The organism is Williamsia sp. Y853, assembly GCF_056786495.1.
In genome coordinates this window covers 1,042,292-1,061,939 of sequence record NZ_JBXCJC010000001.1, presented here as the reverse complement: position 1 = coordinate 1,061,939, position 19,648 = coordinate 1,042,292, and the positions used below count along the sequence as shown (strand labels likewise).

Sequence of the window (19,648 nt, the reverse complement as noted above, 5' to 3'; positions counted from 1 at the left end):
GCGGGCAGCGCAGCGCGTGGAGAGCCGATAGCTCGTCTATCGCACCGTAACCACAGGATTGGGCTCGAACACCTCGTCGGCGACGCTCAGCCTGTTGTGTGCGACGACATTGTCGCCGTCTCGCCACACCTTGGCCCGCAACAGATAAATGCCGGCGACCAGAGCGACTGCGCCGAACGTCGCAAGTCCGCTCTCTCCGGCAACGTAGGCCAAGTCGTCCGGTGACGAGGCGATGACCGCGGTGGCGCCCAGAGTGAATGCGGTATTGGCGGCGTTGTGCGCCACGGCAACCGGCCACACGGTATGCGAACGATCCCAGAGGTAGGCGTAGAACACACCGGCCAGGGTGAGGGTGGCGACCACGGCCGGGGCCACGATCCAGCGGACACCGTCAGCATCGTAGGTGGTGGCAATCAGGACCAGTGGCATGTGAAAGAGACCGTGGATGAACCCGGTCAGCAGTGCCGCGCGGCGCTGCCCGGTCAGCTGCTGAATACGCGGCAACAGGAATCCGCGCCAGCCGATTTCCTCACCGAGGATGAAGAGGGTGCCGATGGTGAGTTCGATGGCGAGGTCGGCGACCCAGCTCGCGGTGCCGAGTGGCGTGGCGTGGATGGAGACGAAGTCGGCAACACCGGTAAGGACCGCGGCGCCGTACGCAAGGAACACCAGCACTACCGGGATGAGCAGCGCCGGACGCAGTGCCGAACCGCCGGAGTTATTCAGACCGAAGCTCTTCCAGAGCTCTTTGCGTTTCCCTCGCGGGATGACGGTGAACGTCACGATGGCGACCGAGATCACGGGCACGAACACACTGAGTACGACGTTGATCTCGGCATCGGGCAGTGCGACGGCGATGGCGACGGCCAGCGAGAATGCCACCGCCACAAAGGCGGTGATCTCGCGAATGACTGGGGAGCGGAACATCGGGGGACTCCTGGTTGACGGTGGCCGGTGGCCACTGGAGGTGGTGCGGCCGGTTCGGCCGTGTCCCATCAATCTGCTCCAGGAGGGGGTGGTGGGACATCTGGCGCGAGACCTGGCTTTGTCCGCCGTGTCTCTATCCCCGGATAGAGGCATCAGTCAGGCGCCGGGGACGGCGAGACCTGATTCGTAGGCGTACATGACCAATTGTGCGCGGTCGCGGCTGTCCAATTTGGTCAGCAGGTGGCTCACGTGGGTCTTCACGGTTCCGTATCCCATGTGCAACGCGGACGCGATCTCGTTGTTGGACAGTCCTTGTGCGACCGCGAGTAGCACTTCGCGTTCGCGGTCGGTCAGTCCGTCGTCCGGGTGTGAGCGTGGAGTCGAATCCGGCAGGGCGGCAAAGCGTTCGATCATCCGTCGGGTGACACTGGGGGACAGGAGAGACTCGCCGGCCGCGATGACGTTGATGGCGTCGAGCAGCAGGTCGGGCCTCGTGTCTTTGAGGAGGAAACCGCTCGCGCCCGCACGGAGCGCCGCCACGACGAGTTCATCCTCGTCGAAAGTGGTCAGTATCAACACTTTTGTGCCCGAGCAGCCGGGGTCCGCCACGATCCGCCTGGTGGCTTCGATGCCATCCATGTCTGGCATCCGGACATCCATGAGGACGACGTCGGGAGTGGTGCGCAGGCACAGGTCCCAGGCTTGTTGCCCGTTGCCGGCCTCGCCGACGATCTCGACCTCGGGCTCAGAATTCAGTAGCACGACGAATCCGGATCGGACCAGGGCCTGATCGTCGACAACTGCCACCGTGATCATCAGGTGCCGTTCTGCTGGATGGGAAGCCTCGCGTGGACACCGAATCCGCCGTCGGGAGTCGGGCCGGACGTCAGGGAGCCGCCGACCAGGTGGGCGCGCTCGCGCAGCCCGATCAAGCCGTGGCCGCCAGTGTCTTCGGAGCCGGGTACGACTGAGCGTCCGCCCGGGTCGGTGACCCCGATATCGAGGTGGTCGTCGCGATAGTCCAGACGAATGCGCGCTGACGGTCCACCGTGTTTGAGCACGTTGGTCAACGACTCTTGGACGATGCGATAGGTCGCCAACTCGACGGCCGCATCCAACTTCGCTGAGGTGCCGGTGATCTCGAGGGTGACATCGAGTCCCGCAGAGCCGACCACCGCCACCAATGCAGGCAGGTCATCGACCCCCTGGGGTACCGGGCCGCCGACGGGATCGTCTTGTTCGCGAAGGACCCCGAGCATCGACCGCGTTTGGGCCAGCGCCTCCCGGCTCGTGTCGGCGACGACCTGCAGCGCGTGTTCGGCGGCATCGACGTCGGTGCGGATGACGTGGGCGCCGACGCCCGCCTGGACCGCGATGAGCGACATGCTGTGCGCCACCACATCGTGCAGTTCGCGCGCGATGCGCAGGCGCTCCTCGGCGACCGCTCGCGTGGCCTGTTCGCGCGCCAGAGCGGCATCGTGTTCGGCGGCGTGGATCTCTCCGCGCTGTTGGCCTCGGCGGGCGCGGATGGCGTCGCCCACGGCCCAGGCGGTGATCAACAGGGCCCAGGCCTGCAGGAGGTCTGAGGTGCGCAGGTCGGGAATGTCGGCAGCGGCGAGTGCCCCGAATGTGGCCATGGTCGCGACGAGTGCGATCGCTGCGTTGCGCCGGCGTCCATGCGCTGCCAGCGAGTACAGGCTCAGGAGCAGGATGGCCGATAGCGACCCGATGTAATGGTCGGTGAGCGTGACGACCAGGCATCCGGCCGCGAATATGCAGTACGACGTCGTCGGGTAGACGCGTCGCCAGTACAGCGAAGCCGTCGCGACCACGGTGCCGACAACCGCGACGACGTCGGGTTCCCGCAATCGCGGATCGATGCTTTCGATGTCGGTCTTGAAGAGGGCGCCGAGAGCGAATGCGGTCGCGAGCACCGCGATGGCGATGTCGAGAAACGGCGACAACCTGCGGGCCGCGCCCGCCCAGATGCTGCTGTCGTGCTGCATCACCGGGGCGGGCTGCTTCATCTCGCGGATGCTACGCGGAGGCCCTCGAGTTCGACCGAGTTGTGTCGAATCGCGCCTACGCCATTTCGGGTGTCGCCGCGTACGCCGCCGCAAGGTCGATGCGCAGCCAGCCTCCGTCAGGACCGGACTTGTCGAGGGGGTAGCCGGACGGAATGGCCGTCTGCTCGAGAATCTCGAGTCGTTGCGCATCGGTCAGATGCGGGAACCTGGTCTCCAGCAGAGCAGCCGCTTGTGCCGGAATCTGGTTCTGCTGGCCGGGGTTGATGAGAGGGAGTCCATACGTCATCAGAGCCCGGTGCTCGTCCACGGCCTCCTGCGTGCTCAGGTACTGCGAGTCGGTGGCGATGAAGTCTGCCAGCGGCACGCCGGTGACCTTCTCGAGTTGTTCACGCAACTGGGCGCCGGCTTCGTCGATGAGCCGATCGAACCCGGGGTCGGACAGGCGGGCCGCGCTGAGGTCCATTGCCATGAGTCGACCGCCCATCACATCGAGCGGGTAGTGGACTCCGAGGATGACCCGGCTGAGCCCGATCTCTCCGGCGCGGGCAATGATCTGCGGGCCGAGCTCCGGCAGCCACGACGCCAGCAGCGCGCCCTTCCAGTAGCCCATGTTGGTGTGACCGGACGGGTACGACCCGTTGGTCTCGACCTCTGCGTAGAGGTCGCCGCCGGGCCGGTCGTAGCGCTTGATGCTGTCCGGGGCCACAACGAACGGGCGTGGATTGTTGAAGAAGGTCTTCTCGGGCAACGTCGTTCCCGAGGGCAGTCCGGCGCGGGCGAGGTCTCCCTCGGCAAGTGCCGCAACCTTCGGTAGCCGGCCGTCTTCCAGAAGCTTCAGGAACACCGGGCCAAGCTTCTCGCCGAGTGCCACCGAGAGCGAGACCAAACGGTCGTCGTAGTTGACCTCGATCGCGTCCGCCTGCGCTTCCGGGGTGGCCTCGTTGTTGATGCGCACGACGGTCTGCAGATTCTGCGCGATGAGCGCGGGGTTGTTGTCGCGCAGCGCGGTGAATCCGTCGAGGACCGGCAGATACGACCCGCCTGGTGGGAGATCGGACGGGTAAGGACCGATCAGCTGAGCGAGCGTGAAATCTGCCGGCGCGGTGTCGGCGGTGGCGACCCCACTGACCGGAAGAACGAGAGCGACGGCCGCCAGCAACGTCAAGACGGTGCGGCGTGAACGAGACAACGACATGACCAGCATGTTTCCGCAACCAGGCAGCATCCACAAGTTCGGTGAACCTCTCATCGCGAGGCGTCCAAGGAGAACTCCGAACGGTCATCTCGAGTTGCCGCCGCATTCATTTGGCGCTCACCTAGACTTCCTTGGTGCATTTCTCCCGTTTTGTTGCCATCGGCGACAGTCAGACCGAAGGCATCGGTGACGGCGATGACCTCATCGGCCACCGTGGGTGGGCTGATCGCCTCGCCGAACAGCTGTCGCTGGTCAACCCAGACCTCCACTACGCGAACCTCGCGGTACGGGGACGCCGGACCCGGCAGATCCGAGATACCCAGCTCGAACCCGCGATCGCGTTGTCCCCTGACCTGATCGCCGCCCCGCTCGGGATGAACGATGTGTTGGCGAGTTCGACGCTCGACGACGTTCATCACGATCTCGACCACATCTACTCGCGGCTGGCCGCAACGTCGGCGACGGTGATCATCTCGACCTATCCGAACATGGCCAAGACCGTGCCGATCGCCAAACGCCTCGAGCCGCGCCTGCTCGCGTTGAACGAGATGATGCGTGAGTTCGCCACCACGTACGACTTCATCCTCGTCGATCTCCATGCCGCGCCGGTATTGGTCGACACCCGTTCCTGGTCGATCGATCGGCTGCACGCTTCCCCGTTCGGTCACGAGCGGTTTGCAGCCGGCGCGGCCCACGCACTCGGCTTGCCGGAAAGCGATCCGGATTGGGGCATCTCGATCGCGCCTGCCGACCCGATGTCATTGGTGCAGAAGTCGATCCGCGAGGCCCAGTGGGCTCGCGCGTTCCTCCTGCCGTGGATGATCCGCCGGCTACGCGGGGTTTCGACGGGCGATGGGATGAGTGCCAAACGCCCGGAGCTGACGCCGGTGATACCACCGCCCCCGATCTAGAGAAACGACCGCGGCCCGGTTCCCCTTTCGGAGAATCGGGCCGCGGCCTTGGATCAGTTCACTGAATCAGCGTACTGCTCAGTACTTCTCGCCTTTTGCGGCCTTGTCGACCAGCGACTGCGGCGGCTCGAAGTGGCTGCCGTACTTGCTCGCCAGATCGCGGGCGCGATCGACAAAGCCCTGCAGGCCGCCTTCGTACTGGTTGATGTACTGGATCACGCCACCGGTCCACGCGGGGAAGCCGATGCCGAAGATCGAGCCGATGTTGGCGTCGGGCACGGAAGTCAGAACGCCTTCGTCGAAGCACTTGACCGTCTCGATGGCCTCGGCGAAGAGCATGCGCTCTTTCATGTCCTCGAACGGGATCTCGGTGCTACCCGACTTGAAAGCATCACGCAGGCCCGGCCAGATCTGCGAGCGCTTGCCTGCCTCGTCGTAGTCGTAGAAACCTGCACCACCGGAACGGCCCGGGCGGCTGAGCTCGTCGACCATCTTGTCGACCACGTCGGACGAACCGTGCTGCACAACCGGCTTGCCCTCGGCCTCGAGTGCCTTCTCGGTCTCGCGGCGGATCTTCTGCGGCAGCGTGAGCGTGAGCTCGTCCATCAGCTGCAGCGGCGGTGCCGGGTAACCGGCCTGTGCGCCCGCCTGCTCGATGAACGCCGGCTCGATACCCTCTCCGACGGCCGCGATGGCCTCGTTGATGAAGGTGCCGATGACCCGCGAGGTGAAGAAGCCGCGGCTGTCGTTGACCACGATCGGGGTCTTGCGGATCTGCAGGGTGTAGTCGATGACCTTGGCCAGGACCGCGTTAGAGGTCTTGGCGCCCTTGATGATCTCCACCAGCGGCATCTTGTCGACGGGTGAGAAGAAGTGGATGCCGATGAAGTCCTCGGACCGCTTCACACCCTCGGCCAAGATGGTGATCGGCAGCGTCGAGGTGTTCGAGCCGAGCACCGCGTCGGGTTCGACGATGTCCTCGATCTCGCCGAACACCTGCTTCTTGACCTCGACCGACTCGAAAGCCGCCTCGATCACCAGGTCGACACCCTTGAAATCGGCCGCATCGACGGTCGGGGTGATCCGCGCCAGCAGGGCGTCGGACTTCTCCTTGGTGGTCTTGCCACGCGAGAGCGCCTTCTCCTCGAGCTTGACCGAGTAGGCCTTGCCCTTTTCGGCGGCTTCGATGCTGATGTCCTTGAGGACGACCTCGATGCCTGCCTTGGCAGACACGTACGCGATGGCCGCGCCCATCATGCCGGCGCCGATGACACCGACCTTCTTGGCGGTGAACTTCTCGTACCCGTCGGGGCGCGATCCGCCGCCGTTGATGTAATTCAGGTCGAAGAAGAACGCCTTGATCATGTTCTGTGCCACCTGACCGGTGACCAGGGACACGAAGTAGCGGGTCTCGATCAGATCCGCGGAATCGACATCGACGTACGCACCTTCGATGGCTGCGGCCATGATGGCGCGTGGTGCGGGCATCGGTGCGCCCTTGAGCTGCTGACGGAGCAGCGACGGGATGGCAGGCAACAGCTGCGCCAGAGCCGGACTCGTCGGTGCGCCACCGGGGATCTTGAAGCCCTTCTTGTCCCACGGTTGTGCGGCTTCAGGATTCGCGGCGATCCAGGCCTTGGCGGCCGGGATCAGCTCGTCGATGGAGGAGACGACCTCGTCGACAAGGCCGGTGTCCTTGGCCTTGGTCGGGCTGAAACGGTTGCCCTGCAACAGCACATTCATCAGCGCGCTCTGGATGCCGAGCAGACGCACGGTCCGGGTGACGCCACCGCCACCGGGCAGCAGGCCGAGAGTGACCTCGGGCAGGCCGATCTGGGTACCCTTGACGTCTGCCGCGATGCGATGGTGCGCGTGCAGTGCGATCTCGAGACCGCCACCGAGCGCGGCACCGTTGATGGCCGCGACAACCGGCTTGCCAAGGGTCTCCAGCCGGCGCAGAACGGCTTTGATGCCGTCGGCCTGCGCGGTGACCTGCTTGGCCAGCTCGACCTTGTCGACACCACCCTTGTCAGCAGTCATGTCCTTTAGGTCGCCACCGGCGAAGAAGGTCTTCTTCGCCGAGGTGATGACGACACCGGTGATGTTGTCTTTTTCGGCCTCGAGCCGCTCGACGGTGGCAGCCATCGACGAGACGTAGAGGTCATTCATGGTGTTGGCGCCCTGGTTGGGGTCGTCCATGGTGAGAACAACGACGCCGTCGCCGTCTTGCTCCCAGCGGATCATGTTGTCAGTCATAACTTTTGAAGTTCTTTCGTGAAGGTTGGAAGAAGCCTGTCAGTGAGCGTCAGCTGACTCAGATGCGCTCGATGATGGTTGCGACACCCATGCCGCCGCCGATGCAGAGGGTGACCAGGCCGTAGCGGCCACCGGTACGCTCCAGCTCGTCGAGGCAGGTGCCGAGGATCATCGCGCCGGTGGCACCGAGGGGGTGACCCATGGCGATCGCGCCGCCGTTGACGTTGACCTTCTCGTGCGGGATCTTCAGGTCCTTCATCCACTTCATGACGACCGACGCGAACGCTTCGTTGAGCTCGAAGACGTCGATGTCGTCGACGGTCAGTCCGGCCTTCTTGAGCACGAGCTCGGTGGCCGGGGTCGGGCCGGTGAGCATGATCGTGGGGTCGCTGCCGGTCTGCGCGGTGGCGACGACACGGGCGCGAGGAACCATTCCGGCCTTCTTGCCTGCGGCCTCACTGCCGACCAGGACCAGTGCCGATCCGTCGACGATGCCCGACGAGTTGCCACCGGTGTGAACGTGATTGATCTTTTCGACGTTGACGTACTTCTGACGTGCGACGTCGTCGAAGCCGCCCATGGCAGCCAGGCCCGCGAATGCGGACTTCAGCTGGCCGAGGCTTTCGACGGTGCTGCCCGGACGACGGTGCTCGTCGTGATCGAGCAGGGTGATGCCGTTGATGTCTTTCACCGGGACAACAGACTTCGCGAAGTAGCCGGCCGACCAGGCAGCCTCGGCGCGACGCTGCGACTCGGCGGCGTAGGCGTCGACGTCTTCACGTGAGAAGCCTTCGATGGTGGCGATCAGATCGGCGCCGATGCCCTGCGGGGCGATGTAGAGGTCGAACACGGTGGTGGGGTCGGTGAACATTGCACCGCCGTCACTGCCCATCGGAATACGGGACATCGATTCGACGCCACCGGCGATGACCAGGTCATCCCAGCCCGACGCGACCTTCTGTGCGGCGAGGTTGGTGGCTTCCAGGCCGGAGGCGCAGAAGCGGTTGACCTGGGTTCCGGGGACGGTCTCGGGAAGTCCGGCGACCAGTGCGGCGGTCCGCGGCAGCACTGCTCCCTGCTCGCCGACCGGCGACACGATGCCCAGGACGACATCGTTGATGTCGGCGGGATCCATGTCGGGGAAGCGAACCCTGAGTTCGTTGATCAGGCCGACCACGAGGTCGACGGGCTTGACGGTGTGCAACGAGCCCTTCCGCTGCTTGCCACGAGGCGTACGAATGGCCTCGTAGATAAATGCATCAGTCACGCTGGGTTCCTTTCAGATGAACTGCGCTGTCCTTCGCGCCCGCCGAAACTACGGCACGGCTAACGCGCTGTAACTTATTTGACCATACCCCGAGTACAGACATGCATTCAAGGGTGCAGCCATGCGCTAGGGTTGATTCACAATGTCGTCACATCCAGATGTCGGATCCGGCCGGGCCGCGAGTCGCACTCGCCGCCCTGCCGACCGCAAACGCCAGTTGGTCGACCGCGCCGCCGAGCTGTTCCTCGCGCGCGGATACGACCATGTCTCGGTGACCGACATCGCCAAGGCGGCCGGCGTGACCGGCCCGTCGATCTACCGGCATTTCTCGGACAAGCAGGCCATCCTCTTCGCAGCGGTGATGGCCGGGGTCGAAGAAATCGAGACCTGTACCGACACCGCCCTGTCCCCCGCCGCCGACGGCGAGGTCCCCATCGGCAAGGCCATCGAGAAGCTGTGCGCCCTCGGCGTCACCAACCCGAATGCGGCGGCGCTGTGGCGCTGGTCGTCGGCCCATCTGTCACCGGAGCAGAACGACGAGGTGGCCCGGCGAACCCAGAAGGTCCTGCACCGGTGGTCCGGTGCCGTGTTCTCGCATCGAATCGGCCTGTCATCCCGCGACATCGACCAGCTCGCGTGGACCATCCTCAGCGTGAACGGCAGCGTTTCGGTTCACCGGACACGCATCTCCACCTCCCGCGCGGTGGCGCGGCTGGTTGTTCTGGTCGACCGCGTTGTCGAACTGAGTCCCGGCCTGGCCGGGCCCATCGATCCCTTGCCGAGGGCGCTGGCCGAGCCCTCCGGACGACGCGACGAAATCCTGGACGCCGCTGCGGCACTGTTCGCCCAGCGCGGCTTCGCCACTGTCGGGGTCGACGAGATCGGTGAAGCGGTCGGGATCTCCGGACCCAGCGTGTACAACCACTTTCCGAGCAAACAGGCCATCCTCATCGGCATCAGCCAGCGCAGTGCAAACCGACTCGAGGCCAGCGCGATCGCCGCCTATTCGGTGGCCCATGACCCGACGGCACTGCTCGGCCTCCTGATCGATTCCTACGTCCAGGTGCTCACCGCAACACCGGATCTCTCCGTTTCCTTCAACAGTCGCAGCGTGCTCGAGAGCTTCGATAATGGCGATCTCATCACTTATCAGCGCCGGTACGTGGCACGCTGGGTCAACCTGGTCGAACAGATCGAGACCGACCTTCCCACCCCGGAGGCCGCAGTGACCGTGCACGCAGCACTGACAATCGCGAACGACGCCATGCGATTGCGGCGCAACTGGAATCGTCCAGAGGTGCCTGCTTTGCTGGCCTACCTGATGAAAGGCGTCCTCGGACTGCCCCAGGTCCCGGCGGTCGCGGTTCGATCCGCGTCATGACCAAACCGCCGGACGTCGCAGGCCGCGCCGGGATCACCGCCGAATCGATCGAAACAGAACTCCTCGGCGGTGAGCGACTCTTCACACTCGAGGACATGTCCGCGGCCCTGAACATCTCGGAAGAACACGCCCGCCGGGTGTGGACGGCGTTCGGGTTCACCATGGACAACAGCGACGACAAACTGTTCACCGCCGATGACGTGCAGGCCCTGCAACTGGTCCACGCCGTCGACGCGGATCGACCACTCGAGTTCGAGGTGGCGATGGCCCGCACCCTCGGCCAGACGATTTCGCGCCTGACCGATTGGGAGGCACACAACATCGCCGACCGCATCCGGTCCGACGCCGAGGCCGGCAGGGAGAGCCTCGACCTGGCCACCATGGTCAAGGCCGTGCAGCGGGTGCAAACGCTCGTCTGGCGACGACATCTGGCCTCTGCGCTGCAGAATGCACTGGCCACCACCGACGGCGTGAACCGAACCCTCACAATCGGATTCGTCGACATCGTCGGATATACCAGCCTGTCGCGCCAGCTCGACATGAACGAACTCGACAATCTGCTCGACCGCTTCGAGACCAACGCCTACGAAACGATCACCCTGCGCGGTGGTCACGTGGTGAAGACCATCGGCGACGCGGTCATGTTCGAGGTCGAGGACCCGATCGCCGCCGCCGAGATCGCACTTGCGTTGCAACAGCTCTCCGCCACGCACGATCTGCCACCGCTTCGGGTCGGGATGGCGCTGGGCACCGTGCTGACCCGGCTCGGCGACATCTTCGGCGAACCCGTCAACATCGCCTCCCGGCTGGCCAGTTCAGCTCGCCCCGGCACCATTCTCGTCGACACCACCCTGGCATCGGCCGCCCAGCACGACCGCTACTACTTCAAATCAATCGGTCCACTCAATGTTCGTGGCTACAAACGACTTCGGGCCCGCACCCTGGAATTGAACAAGAAAGCTGCCTCGACCGACTGACTGCCGTCGAGGCACTTACCCGGAGCAGACCTCGGTCGCCACGTCAGCCGTCACAATTCGGCGCCGGTCCGATAGCCCTCCGCGATGGCATGACTCAGGCGACGAGGGGTGACTGCGTCACCGATCACGCTCACCGTGGGACCTGGTGCCAGTCCCAGGGATGAGACCGGAACACGCGGCTGATGCCAGACCGTGAGCACGTCATCCAACACAACATCGCCACCTCCGAAGACCGGCCGCAGGTATAACGGGGCCGAGGGTTCCTCGGAGACCACCAGCGAGCTACCCACCCTGAACTCAACACCTGCGGCACCGAGACGCCCGAGGAGCGGTGCCGCACTTTCAGCCGGGATCCTGGAGGCCAACGCGGTGAGCGGGGTGGCGAACGTGACCTGCCAGCCACGCTGGGTCAGTGCCTCGGCCGCACTGTAAGCGGGCCAGAAGCCGTCACCTTCGTCGAAGACCACGGCCCGACGACTCTCGACCTCGGGCACCCGACCCAGCAGGACATCATCCACAGTCGCCGCGGGCCGCCCGTCCAGACCTGCCGGTAGGTCCGCGGACCGGGAGCCGGTGGCCACGATCACGTGATCGGCTGCATCGAGAATGGCGGCAACATCGTCGACATCGATTCCGGCAGAGAGGTTCACGTCGACCTTGAGACGCCTGAGTTCGCGCTGCAGGTAGTCGATGACGTCGATCAAGGTAGCTCGGTGGGGTGCCGCCGCAGCCACTCCGAGCGCGCCTCCGAGCAACGTGTCCCTCTCGAACAGGGTCACCCGATGCCCGCGGCCTGCGGCGACGCGTGCGGCTTCGAGGCCACCGGGACCTCCTCCGATGACATAAATCTCTTTGGTTCTCGGCGCCGTTGCGCCCACCCCGGGATGCCTGCCGCGACCGACTTCAGCGTTGACCGCACAGTGCAGGTGCGGATCGAATGCCCGGCAGTCTTGATTGATACCCAGGCAGCCGCGGATCTCGTCCAGCCGGCCTGTTTGGGACTTGATGGGCAGATCGGGATCGGCAATGAGCGCCCGCGCCATTCCCACCATATCGACGTGACCTGATTTGATCGCATGGTCGGCGGTGGCCGCATCGCGGATCCGTTGGCCGACAAGGGTGGGAACGCCCGTTGCAGCGCGCACCCGCGATGCCGACGGTATCGCCACGGCATCCGGATTGGTCGAATCCTTCACATACTTGCCACGGGTTCCGTGGGTGATGCTGAAGTAGTCGATGCCCAGCTCGGTCAGATTCTCGGCGACCCGCACACAGTCCTCGATGTTCATCCCACCAGCGATCTCTTCTTCGCCACTGAGCCGCACGCCAAGAAGGAAGCCGGGCGGAATCACGGATTGCATCGCCTCGATCACCAAGCGCGAGAATCGCATTCGGTTTGCAAAGGAACCGCCGAAATCATCTGTTCGCTGATTCGACAGAGGCGACATGAACTGCGCCGGTAGATAACCATGTGCCGCATGGAGTTCGACTCCGTCTACCCCGGCCTTGACCAGATTCTCCGTCGAGATCCGCCAGCCCTCCACGATGTCGTCGATCTCGGCCACGGACAACTCGTGCGGTGGATACGCATCTCGCACGGTCTTGATCGCAGATGGAGCCGAGGGCGGGGCATCCGATTCTCCGCCGATGAACTCTCGGCCGAGGTGACACAGCTGAACCACGAATCGTGCTCCATGCCGATGAATGACCTTCACCTTTTCGGCTGTGGCGGGCACGAATTCGTCGATATAGGCCTCAATGAGCTTTCGTGAGCGAAGCGTTGTCGTCGGGTGGACCACCGTGGCACCACCGATCACCAGGCCGACGCCCCCAGCCGCGATTCGCTCGAAGTGTTCCGTATCCCCATGTGTCGGAACACCTTGCAATGCCATACTCGTCCCAGCCGGCAACGCCACCAATCGATTTTTGAGCGTGATTCCGCCAAGGTCATACGCCGAAAACAGATGGGGAAATTGAGTTCCCATGCGTCGCCCTCTTCTATTGGTCACCGTGACTTGTCATCACGGACGTCGATGGGTGAACTCAGGAAAATGCGATTTCAGGTGTCCGCGCGATGAGTAGTCGCCGAACCTTGCCTGCGCCGTTCACCTGGGCCGTGGCGTTGAACGACGCCTCGAAGGATCCGTGACGGGTCGTGCGCCCCAAGACCAGTTCCACTTGGCCCACAAGGGATCCGGCATCGATGTGATGGACCAGGACGCTCTTCTCCCGTTGCGCCAGGTAGGCGATGAGACCGGCGTGGTCGCCCACGAATTCCGCGGCCTGTCCGCCACCCTTGGAGAACTGCACCGACATCTCGAAGTCGTCGGTGACCATGGTCAGAACCCGGTCTGGATCATCGGAATCCATGTATTCGAACCACTGCGCGAGAACCGGTGTCGAGATGGCGGTATCGGTCATGGGTCAGACTCCTTCAGGGGCCAGGGCTGCGGTGGGCAGCAATGAGAACTCGGCGTCGAACGACACCTGGTAGCGGTCGACGAGTCCGTCGGCGCCGACATGCATCACGCCGACGAAGTATCCGGTGGTGACGCCGTCGTCGGTCACCGCGCCGTGGGCGAACTGCAGATCGTCGGTGACGGCAACCCGCTGGACCACGTGTCTGCGGTCCACGGGCGGACGCCCCTGCAGGTAGCCGAGCATGACCTCGCGGCCCCGGTCGTGCTTGATGCCGGTGGGCAGCACCATGGCGAACTCGACGTCGGCGGTCAGCATCGCAACCGCGTCCTCGAGGCGACCACTGTCGACGGTGGCGTAATACTTCTCGATCTCGGATCTCATGAAATGAACTTAGTTCGGGAAACCCTTTCTTGTCGAGAGCGTACCGGGTTACTGTGGAAATAAATCGAACTGAACTCACGTCAATTGGAGCGATATGTCCTCATCCACGGCCGTCGAGGCGCCTTGGCCCCGATCCGAGCCCTCCACCCTGACCCCAGGGACCGAACAGGCAGAACTGCGGAGTGCGGTCCGCGGCCTGTTCGGCAAACACAGCAGCATCGAACAGGTTCGCGCCGCGGCCGACTCCCCGACCGGCTATTCACCCGAGCTCTGGCGACACCTGGTCGACGACATGTCGGTGACCGCGCTCGCGGTCCCCGAGGAGCGCGACGGACTGGGCTACGGCATGGTCGAACTCGGGATCATCCTCGAAGAATGCGGCCGTAGCCTGGTCTGCGAGCCGGTCTACACGTCGGCGGCCGTGGGGGTTTCGGCTCTTTTGTCGGCCACCACCGACGACGATCTCGCCGAGCTGCTCGGCAACGTCCTCGCCGGCACCTCGATCGCCACCGTTTCATCACTGACACCCGAGACCGACGACGTCCGGGCGCACGAGAACCGCGGCACCTGGACACTGTCCGGCACGGCCACGCACGTGCTCGGCGGCGCAGGCGCCGACGTGATCATCCTGTCCGCCGAGACCGCCGCCGGACGCCGCCTGTTCGCCACCACGGCGGGCGAGCACCTGTCCGCATCCGACCGCGACGTCATCGACCCGACACGGCGGCAAGCAGACCTCACGCTGCGCGAGTCCCCGGCGACCCCGCTGACCAACAGCGCCGACCACGACCAGGTCTGCACCCAACTGCAGGACCTCGCGACGCTCGCGCTGGCCTGCGAGAACACCGGCATCGTCGACGCGCTGCTGGAGATGACCGTGCAATACGTACAGACCCGGCACCAGTTCGGACGCCCCATCGGGTCGTTCCAGGCGGTCAAACACAGATTGGCCGATGTCTTGCGCGAACTCGAACGCGCCCGTTCGGCCTGCCGCTATGCCGCCGCGGTCTACGACGAAGATCCCGCCACCGCCCGACTGGCCATCGCCGTGGCCGGGTCGGTCTGCACCGATGCCGCCATCGGCGCGGCCGCCGAAGCCGTCCAACTTCACGGAGGCGTCGGATTCACGTGGGAACACCCCGCCCACTCCTATTTCCGGCGCGCCATGGGAAATGAAGCACTACAGGGAGATTCGCGTGCCCATCGCGCCCGAATCGCCACTCTCATCGGAATCTGAACCTAGTTCAGGTTGGGTATTGACGCATGCCTCCCAGTGGTCAATACTGAAGTGAATCCAGTTCAACTTTGAAGGTCGACAGAAAGGCTCAATCATGATCGAGACTGATCACATCCTGTTGGAGAAGGACGGCGAAGTCGCCCGCGTGTGGCTGAACCGCCCGCACAAGAAGAACGCGGTCACCGTAGAGCTGCTACACCGTCTCGACGAGATCATCGTCGAGGTCGACAACGATCCGAACCTCAAGGTCCTGGTTCTGCGCGGCGTCAACAACACCTTCTGCTCGGGTTTCGACCTCGATGATCTGCTGTCCGACTTCATCGGCAGCACGACCGCGATGGACGTCGCCGTGCTCTCCGCCAAGGTCTGTGACCGCCTCTACTCGATGAACACCCCTTCGGTCGCAGTCCTCGAGGGCTACGTCACCGCCGGCGGCTTCGAGCTGATGATCTCGTGTGACTTCGCGATCGCATCTGACGACGCCAAGATCGGCGACTTCCACATCCGTCGCGCACTGTTCGGTGGCGCCGGCCCGATCTACCGCCTGCCCCGCATGATCGGCATCCGCAAGACCAAGGAGCTCATGCTCACCGGAAAGCTGCTGTCGGGTCAGGAAGCCTCCGCTTTCGACCTGATCAACGATTCGGCACCGGCAGATCAGCTCGACCAGCGCGTCGATGACTTCATCGCGACTCTGACCGACAAGAGCCCGTTCATGATGAAGCTCACCAAGATGTGCATCGACCGCGGCCTCGACGCCGACATCCAGTCGCTGATGGTCATGGAACACCTCGCCGTGGGCAACGCCCTGCAGTCCGAAGACGGCAAGGAAGGCGTCACCGCATTCCTCGAGAAGCGTGAGCCGAAGTGGGTCGGTCGCTGATCTCCCGTTAGATCTTCAACCTGAAGGGATGGACATGGAAGAGGCGTTGGCATTGTCGCAGAGCTCCCAGGCCGCGGTACTCCGCGGCAGTAAATGCTCCACATGTGGCACCGTTGGATTCCCGGCGAGCACGATGTGCAGTAAATGCGTCACCCCGACCGCAGATCCACTGGATCTGAGCACCGAGGGTGTGGTGTGGGCGTACACGATCCAACGCTTTCCTCCGAAATCGCCGCCGTATGTTCCACCTGCAGAAGGTTTCTCGCCCTATGCGGTGGGCTACGTCGAACTCCCCGAAGGCATCAAGGTCGAGGCAATCCTCGACTGCGATGATTTCACCGAACTGGACCGGGCCCCGGTGAGCTTGATCTCAAGCTCACCGGTGCCTCGGTTCGCGGTCGGACGCTTCACCACGCAAGGAGCCTCCAAGTGACACAGCCTGTTTCGATCGTCGGAGCCGGACTCTCCAAGTTCGGACGGCAGCCCGGTATCTCCGGACGCGACATGGCCGTCACCGCGATCAACCGCGCGCTCGCCGACGCCGGCCTGACCTGGCCCGATGTGCAGGTCGCGTTCGGCGGCAGTGACGGGTCCGGCCTCGCCGACACCCTCGTCGCCGAATTGGGCTTCACCGGAATCCCTTTCACCAACGTCAAGAACGGCTGCGCCACCGGCGGTAGCGCGCTGTTCTCCGCGGTCAACGCCGTCCGGGCCGGTGCCGCCGACATCGCACTCGCGGTCGGCTTCGACAAGCATCCCCGTGGCGCATTCGACCCGCGCCCCGCAGAGTGGGGTCTACCAGAGAGTTACGGCGATGCCGGCCTCATGGTCACCACACAGTTCTTCGGCGCCAAGATCTCGCGTTACATGCGCCAGTACGACATTTCCGCCGACACGCTCGCCCGGGTGGCCGAAAAGGCCTATCGCAACGGCACTCTCAATCCCAATGCCTGGCGGCAGGAAGCGATGTCCGCAGAGACCATCGCCAATGCCGACATGGTGAACGATCCGTTGACGCGCTACATGTTCTGCTCTCCCGGTGAAGGTGCCGCCGCCATCGTGGTCGCCAGCGCCGAAGCCCTCGAGCGGATCGATCGCACACCGGTCCACCTTCGGGCGATCACGCACCGCACCAGGCGATTCGGCTCCTTCGAGGTCTTCAGTCCTGCCGTGCAGGGCAGCGGAGAACCGACCAGCGTCAGTGCCGATGCCGCCAAGGCCGCATTCGAACAGGCAGGTCTGACCCCGTCGGACGTCGACGTCGCACAGCTGCAAGACACCGAAAGCGGCGCCGAGATCATGCACATGGCCGAATGTGGCTTCTGCGAACCCGGTGAGCAGGAAGAGATGATCGCCAGTGGCGCAACCGAGATCGGTGGACGAATTCCGATCAACACCGACGGCGGGTGCATCGCCAACGGTGAGCCGATCGGCGCATCGGGCCTGCGACAGGTCCATGAGATCGTCACCCAACTCCGCGGCGAGGCCGGCGCCCGCCAGGTCCAGGGCACTCCCCGAGTCGGATTCACGCACGTATACGGCGCACCGGGCATCAGTGCCTGCACCGTTCTGACCGTTTGATGAGACACAGGCGCAGAAGGTAAATTCAGTGACAGCACACACCCTCCCCGATCTCGCCACCTTCACCGAAGAAGCAGTCTCGTGGCTGCAGAGCGTGGCATCGACCCGCACCGAATCGGTCTGGGGCACCGGCTCCGACTCCGTGGCCGTCTTCGAGAACTGGACGGCCGCGCAGGAGCGCGAGCACACCGACGAGATCTCGCGTTACGAGAAGCTCAAGTACGACGCCGGGTGGGGTGCCTTGAACTGGCCTGCCGAATACGGTGGCCGCGACCTCCCGCTGTCGTACGTGCTCGCCTTCCGTCGCGCCGAAGAGGCTTTCGACATTCCTCGCCGTACCGAGATGTTCTCCGTGACTCAGCAATTGGTGGCACCGACCATCGCGCAATGGGGTACCGAGGAGCAGAAGGAACGCTATGTCCGGGCGATGCTGCGCACCGATCTCATCGCGTGTCAGCTGTTCTCCGAGACCGAGGCCGGTTCCGATCTCGCTGCCGTCCGGACCAAAGCCGTTCAGAGCGAGAACGGTTCGTGGCAGATCGACGGCCACAAGGTCTGGACCTCCGGCGCTCCGGTGTCCGACTTCGGTGTTGCGGTCTGCCGCACCGATCCGACCGTCGCCAAACATGCCGGCCTCACCGTCTTCCTGATCCCGATGGACGCCGAGGGCGTCACCATTCGCCCCATCCAGCAGATGACCGGCGGCAGCTCATTCAACGAGGTCTACCTCGAGGGCGTTGTTCTCGATGACACCTACCGGCTCGGCCCGGTCGGAAAGGGCTGGCAGGTCGCCCTGACCGTCCTGGCTGCCGAGCGTCTCGACGGCGGCAATCTCGGTCTGGCGAACGCCGATCAGGCTGTGGCACTTGCCCAGAACCTCGGACGCGAACTGACCGAGATCGAGCGCGACAAGGTCGCCGATCTGGTGACGCGGAGCTACCTGCAGCGCGTCAGCAACATGCGCGTTGCCGGCGCCGTGGTCGCAGGCAACGACCCGGGCCCCGAGGCCTCGCTCGGCAAGCTACTGGCCACCGACACGATGGCTCGAACCTCCGAAGTCGCCCGCATGCTGCTCGGCCGCGACCTCGCCTCCAACTCCGGTCAGTGGGGAACATTCGCCTGGAGTGAACATGTTCTCGGCGCCCCCGGCTACAAGATCGCCGGCGGAACCGATGAGATCCAGCACAACATCATCGCCGAGCGGGTGCTCGGTCTACCGAGGGAGCCGCGACCATGACCGGGCAGGATCTGAAAACCAGAGTCGCACAGCGGTTACAGTCCGAATGCGGACTCACCATGACCGATTTCCAGGTGCTGCCCGGAGGACACTCCGGGCTGACCTATCGCGTCAGCACCTCTGGCTCAGACGTCGTGATCAAGGCGGTTCCCGAAGGTCAGCGCTCGATCGGCCGACATGACATGTTGCGCCAGGCCACAATCCTGAAGGCACTCGAGGACACCGACGTACCCGTTCCCCGCATCGTCACCGTCGACGAGACCGAACCCGCCTGGTTCGCGATGGAGTTCGTTGCAGGCGAATCACTCGAACCGGTGCTCGACGATCCAGCGGTGGAGCCCGAACTCGCCGCCGCGCGCATGCGTCGCGCTGCCGAGGTACTCCCTCTCCTGCACGCGGTCGATCTCGCGTCGATCCCCGGACTGGCCGAACCACTCACCCCCGCAGATGAATTGGCTCGCTGGGCACGGACATTGGGCGCGGTCCCACCGGAACTCGTGGTCGGCGGCGCCGAGCTGCTCGCGCTACTCGAGGCTGATATCCCCGAACCCATCACGCCCACCCTGGTACACGGCGACTACCGCCTCGGCAACATCATGTCCCAGGGTCTCGAACCGGTCGCCCTGATCGATTGGGAGATCTGGAGTGCAGGCGATCCGCGTGTCGAACTCGGCTGGTTCCTGGTCTTCGCCGACGGCAGCAACTTCCCCGATGTGGGACGCGAGGTCCCCGGCCTGCCCACCGAAGACGAACTCATGGCGCTCTACACCGGCGGAACCTCGGACCTGCCCGACCAGAACTGGTTCAACGCTCTGGGCCGCCTGAAGATGGCCGCGATCATGGGCCACAACCTGCGCCGCCATCGCGAGGGACGCCACCACGATCCCGATCAAGAAAAGCTTCCGGCCACGATCAACAGACTGATCGAGACCGGCACCGCCCTGCTGCGCCGGTAGGCGCACACCTT

Annotated in this window: 18 protein-coding genes; 9 read left to right on the top strand and 9 right to left on the bottom strand. The window is 64.4% G+C overall.

Annotated features, from left to right (window positions below; all coding sequences use genetic code 11):
• Positions 1-36: 36 nt before the first annotated feature.
• From AC1TPF_RS05210 to AC1TPF_RS05195, 4 genes are all read right to left on the bottom strand, one after another.
• A complete protein-coding gene (locus AC1TPF_RS05210) occupies positions 37-927 on the bottom strand; it encodes a CPBP family intramembrane glutamic endopeptidase (RefSeq protein ID WP_482142953.1) in 891 nt (296 codons plus the stop codon).
• Positions 928-1,083: 156 nt separating this feature from the next.
• Positions 1,084-1,743 carry a response regulator gene (locus tag AC1TPF_RS05205; protein ID WP_482142951.1) on the bottom strand — a complete coding sequence of 220 codons (660 nt, stop codon included), beginning with the start codon at positions 1,741-1,743 and terminating at the stop codon, positions 1,084-1,086.
• The gene (locus AC1TPF_RS05200; RefSeq protein ID WP_482142949.1) at positions 1,743-2,954 is read right to left on the bottom strand and encodes a sensor histidine kinase; all 1,212 of its coding nucleotides are present in this window, start codon (positions 2,952-2,954) and stop codon (positions 1,743-1,745) included. Before AC1TPF_RS05200 ends, AC1TPF_RS05205 begins: the two co-directional genes overlap by 1 nt.
• 55 nt (positions 2,955-3,009) lie before the next feature.
• The gene (locus AC1TPF_RS05195; RefSeq protein WP_482142947.1) at positions 3,010-4,149 is read right to left on the bottom strand and encodes an acid phosphatase; all 1,140 of its coding nucleotides are present in this window, start codon (positions 4,147-4,149) and stop codon (positions 3,010-3,012) included.
• A gap of 134 nt (positions 4,150-4,283) precedes the next feature.
• On the opposite strand from AC1TPF_RS05195, the gene AC1TPF_RS05190 reads away from it, so the two are divergent.
• Positions 4,284-5,060 (top strand): SGNH/GDSL hydrolase family protein, encoded by a 777-nt coding sequence (locus tag AC1TPF_RS05190; RefSeq protein WP_482142945.1) that lies wholly within the window; start codon positions 4,284-4,286, stop codon positions 5,058-5,060.
• A 78-nt stretch (positions 5,061-5,138) separates the two neighbouring features.
• Here AC1TPF_RS05190 and AC1TPF_RS05185 read toward each other — a convergent pair whose 3' ends face one another.
• Together AC1TPF_RS05185 and AC1TPF_RS05180 are read right to left on the bottom strand one after the other, a co-directional pair.
• On the bottom strand, positions 5,139-7,316 hold the full coding sequence (locus AC1TPF_RS05185) for a 3-hydroxyacyl-CoA dehydrogenase NAD-binding domain-containing protein (protein WP_482142943.1): 2,178 nt from the start codon (positions 7,314-7,316) through the stop codon (positions 5,139-5,141).
• A 58-nt stretch (positions 7,317-7,374) separates the two neighbouring features.
• A complete protein-coding gene (locus AC1TPF_RS05180; protein ID WP_482142942.1) occupies positions 7,375-8,583 on the bottom strand; it encodes an acetyl-CoA C-acetyltransferase in 1,209 nt (402 codons plus the stop codon).
• Between the two features lie 142 nt (positions 8,584-8,725).
• Between AC1TPF_RS05180 and AC1TPF_RS05175 the strand changes: the two genes are divergently transcribed.
• Positions 8,726-9,964 (top strand): TetR/AcrR family transcriptional regulator, encoded by a 1,239-nt coding sequence (locus AC1TPF_RS05175; protein WP_482136189.1) that lies wholly within the window; start codon positions 8,726-8,728, stop codon positions 9,962-9,964.
• Entirely contained in the window at positions 9,961-10,941 is a 981-nt protein-coding gene (locus AC1TPF_RS05170) for an adenylate/guanylate cyclase domain-containing protein (RefSeq protein ID WP_482136190.1), read from the top strand. Before AC1TPF_RS05175 ends, AC1TPF_RS05170 begins: the two co-directional genes overlap by 4 nt.
• A gap of 50 nt (positions 10,942-10,991) precedes the next feature.
• Here AC1TPF_RS05170 and AC1TPF_RS05165 read toward each other — a convergent pair whose 3' ends face one another.
• From AC1TPF_RS05165 to AC1TPF_RS05155, 3 genes are read right to left on the bottom strand one after another with little or no spacing between them, the layout of a single operon-like run.
• Positions 10,992-12,926 carry an oxidoreductase gene (locus AC1TPF_RS05165; protein ID WP_482142940.1) on the bottom strand — a complete coding sequence of 645 codons (1,935 nt, stop codon included), beginning with the start codon at positions 12,924-12,926 and terminating at the stop codon, positions 10,992-10,994.
• Between the two features lie 58 nt (positions 12,927-12,984).
• The gene (locus AC1TPF_RS05160) at positions 12,985-13,362 is read right to left on the bottom strand and encodes a hypothetical protein (RefSeq protein WP_482136192.1); all 378 of its coding nucleotides are present in this window, start codon (positions 13,360-13,362) and stop codon (positions 12,985-12,987) included.
• Positions 13,363-13,365: 3 nt separating this feature from the next.
• Positions 13,366-13,743 carry a nuclear transport factor 2 family protein gene (locus AC1TPF_RS05155; RefSeq protein WP_482142939.1) on the bottom strand — a complete coding sequence of 126 codons (378 nt, stop codon included), beginning with the start codon at positions 13,741-13,743 and terminating at the stop codon, positions 13,366-13,368.
• Positions 13,744-13,837: 94 nt separating this feature from the next.
• On the opposite strand from AC1TPF_RS05155, the gene AC1TPF_RS05150 reads away from it, so the two are divergent.
• The 6 genes from AC1TPF_RS05150 (at position 13,838) to AC1TPF_RS05125 (ending at position 19,637) form a co-directional block, all read left to right on the top strand.
• Positions 13,838-14,980, top strand: a complete 1,143-nt coding sequence (locus tag AC1TPF_RS05150) for an acyl-CoA dehydrogenase family protein (protein WP_482142938.1) — start codon at positions 13,838-13,840, stop codon at positions 14,978-14,980.
• Positions 14,981-15,074: 94 nt separating this feature from the next.
• Positions 15,075-15,863, top strand: coding sequence for an enoyl-CoA hydratase/isomerase family protein (locus AC1TPF_RS05145; protein ID WP_482136195.1), 789 nt, complete (start codon positions 15,075-15,077; stop codon positions 15,861-15,863).
• Between the two features lie 28 nt (positions 15,864-15,891).
• Positions 15,892-16,296 (top strand): Zn-ribbon domain-containing OB-fold protein, encoded by a 405-nt coding sequence (locus AC1TPF_RS05140; protein ID WP_482136196.1) that lies wholly within the window; start codon positions 15,892-15,894, stop codon positions 16,294-16,296.
• On the top strand, positions 16,293-17,444 hold the full coding sequence (locus AC1TPF_RS05135; protein WP_482136197.1) for a thiolase family protein: 1,152 nt from the start codon (positions 16,293-16,295) through the stop codon (positions 17,442-17,444). Before AC1TPF_RS05140 ends, AC1TPF_RS05135 begins: the two co-directional genes overlap by 4 nt.
• Before the next feature lie 28 nt (positions 17,445-17,472).
• On the top strand, positions 17,473-18,681 hold the full coding sequence (locus AC1TPF_RS05130) for an acyl-CoA dehydrogenase family protein (RefSeq protein ID WP_482136198.1): 1,209 nt from the start codon (positions 17,473-17,475) through the stop codon (positions 18,679-18,681).
• On the top strand, positions 18,678-19,637 hold the full coding sequence (locus tag AC1TPF_RS05125) for a phosphotransferase family protein (RefSeq protein WP_482142937.1): 960 nt from the start codon (positions 18,678-18,680) through the stop codon (positions 19,635-19,637). The genes AC1TPF_RS05130 and AC1TPF_RS05125 overlap by 4 nt, the downstream gene beginning before the upstream one ends.
• The last annotated feature ends 11 nt before the right edge of the window (positions 19,638-19,648 follow it).

Bases quoted from the DNA above. Each gene is read 5' to 3' on its own strand.
- AC1TPF_RS05140 (WP_482136196.1), top strand. From the start codon at position 15,892: ATGGACATGGAAGAGGCGTTGGCATTGTCGCAGAGCTCCCAGGCCGCG.
- AC1TPF_RS05165 (WP_482142940.1), bottom strand. From the start codon at position 12,926: ATGGGAACTCAATTTCCCCATCTGTTTTCGGCGTATGACCTTGGCGGA.
- AC1TPF_RS05145 (WP_482136195.1), top strand. From the start codon at position 15,075: ATGATCGAGACTGATCACATCCTGTTGGAGAAGGACGGCGAAGTCGCC.
- AC1TPF_RS05170 (WP_482136190.1), top strand. From the start codon at position 9,961: ATGACCAAACCGCCGGACGTCGCAGGCCGCGCCGGGATCACCGCCGAA.
- AC1TPF_RS05175 (WP_482136189.1), top strand. From the start codon at position 8,726: ATGTCGTCACATCCAGATGTCGGATCCGGCCGGGCCGCGAGTCGCACT.
- AC1TPF_RS05205 (WP_482142951.1), bottom strand. From the start codon at position 1,743: ATGATCACGGTGGCAGTTGTCGACGATCAGGCCCTGGTCCGATCCGGA.
- AC1TPF_RS05150 (WP_482142938.1), top strand. From the start codon at position 13,838: ATGTCCTCATCCACGGCCGTCGAGGCGCCTTGGCCCCGATCCGAGCCC.
- AC1TPF_RS05155 (WP_482142939.1), bottom strand. From the start codon at position 13,743: ATGAGATCCGAGATCGAGAAGTATTACGCCACCGTCGACAGTGGTCGC.
- AC1TPF_RS05210 (WP_482142953.1), bottom strand. From the start codon at position 927: ATGTTCCGCTCCCCAGTCATTCGCGAGATCACCGCCTTTGTGGCGGTG.
- AC1TPF_RS05185 (WP_482142943.1), bottom strand. From the start codon at position 7,316: ATGACTGACAACATGATCCGCTGGGAGCAAGACGGCGACGGCGTCGTT.
- AC1TPF_RS05195 (WP_482142947.1), bottom strand. From the start codon at position 4,149: ATGTCGTTGTCTCGTTCACGCCGCACCGTCTTGACGTTGCTGGCGGCC.
- AC1TPF_RS05200 (WP_482142949.1), bottom strand. From the start codon at position 2,954: ATGAAGCAGCCCGCCCCGGTGATGCAGCACGACAGCAGCATCTGGGCG.
- AC1TPF_RS05160 (WP_482136192.1), bottom strand. From the start codon at position 13,362: ATGACCGATACCGCCATCTCGACACCGGTTCTCGCGCAGTGGTTCGAA.
- AC1TPF_RS05125 (WP_482142937.1), top strand. From the start codon at position 18,678: ATGACCGGGCAGGATCTGAAAACCAGAGTCGCACAGCGGTTACAGTCC.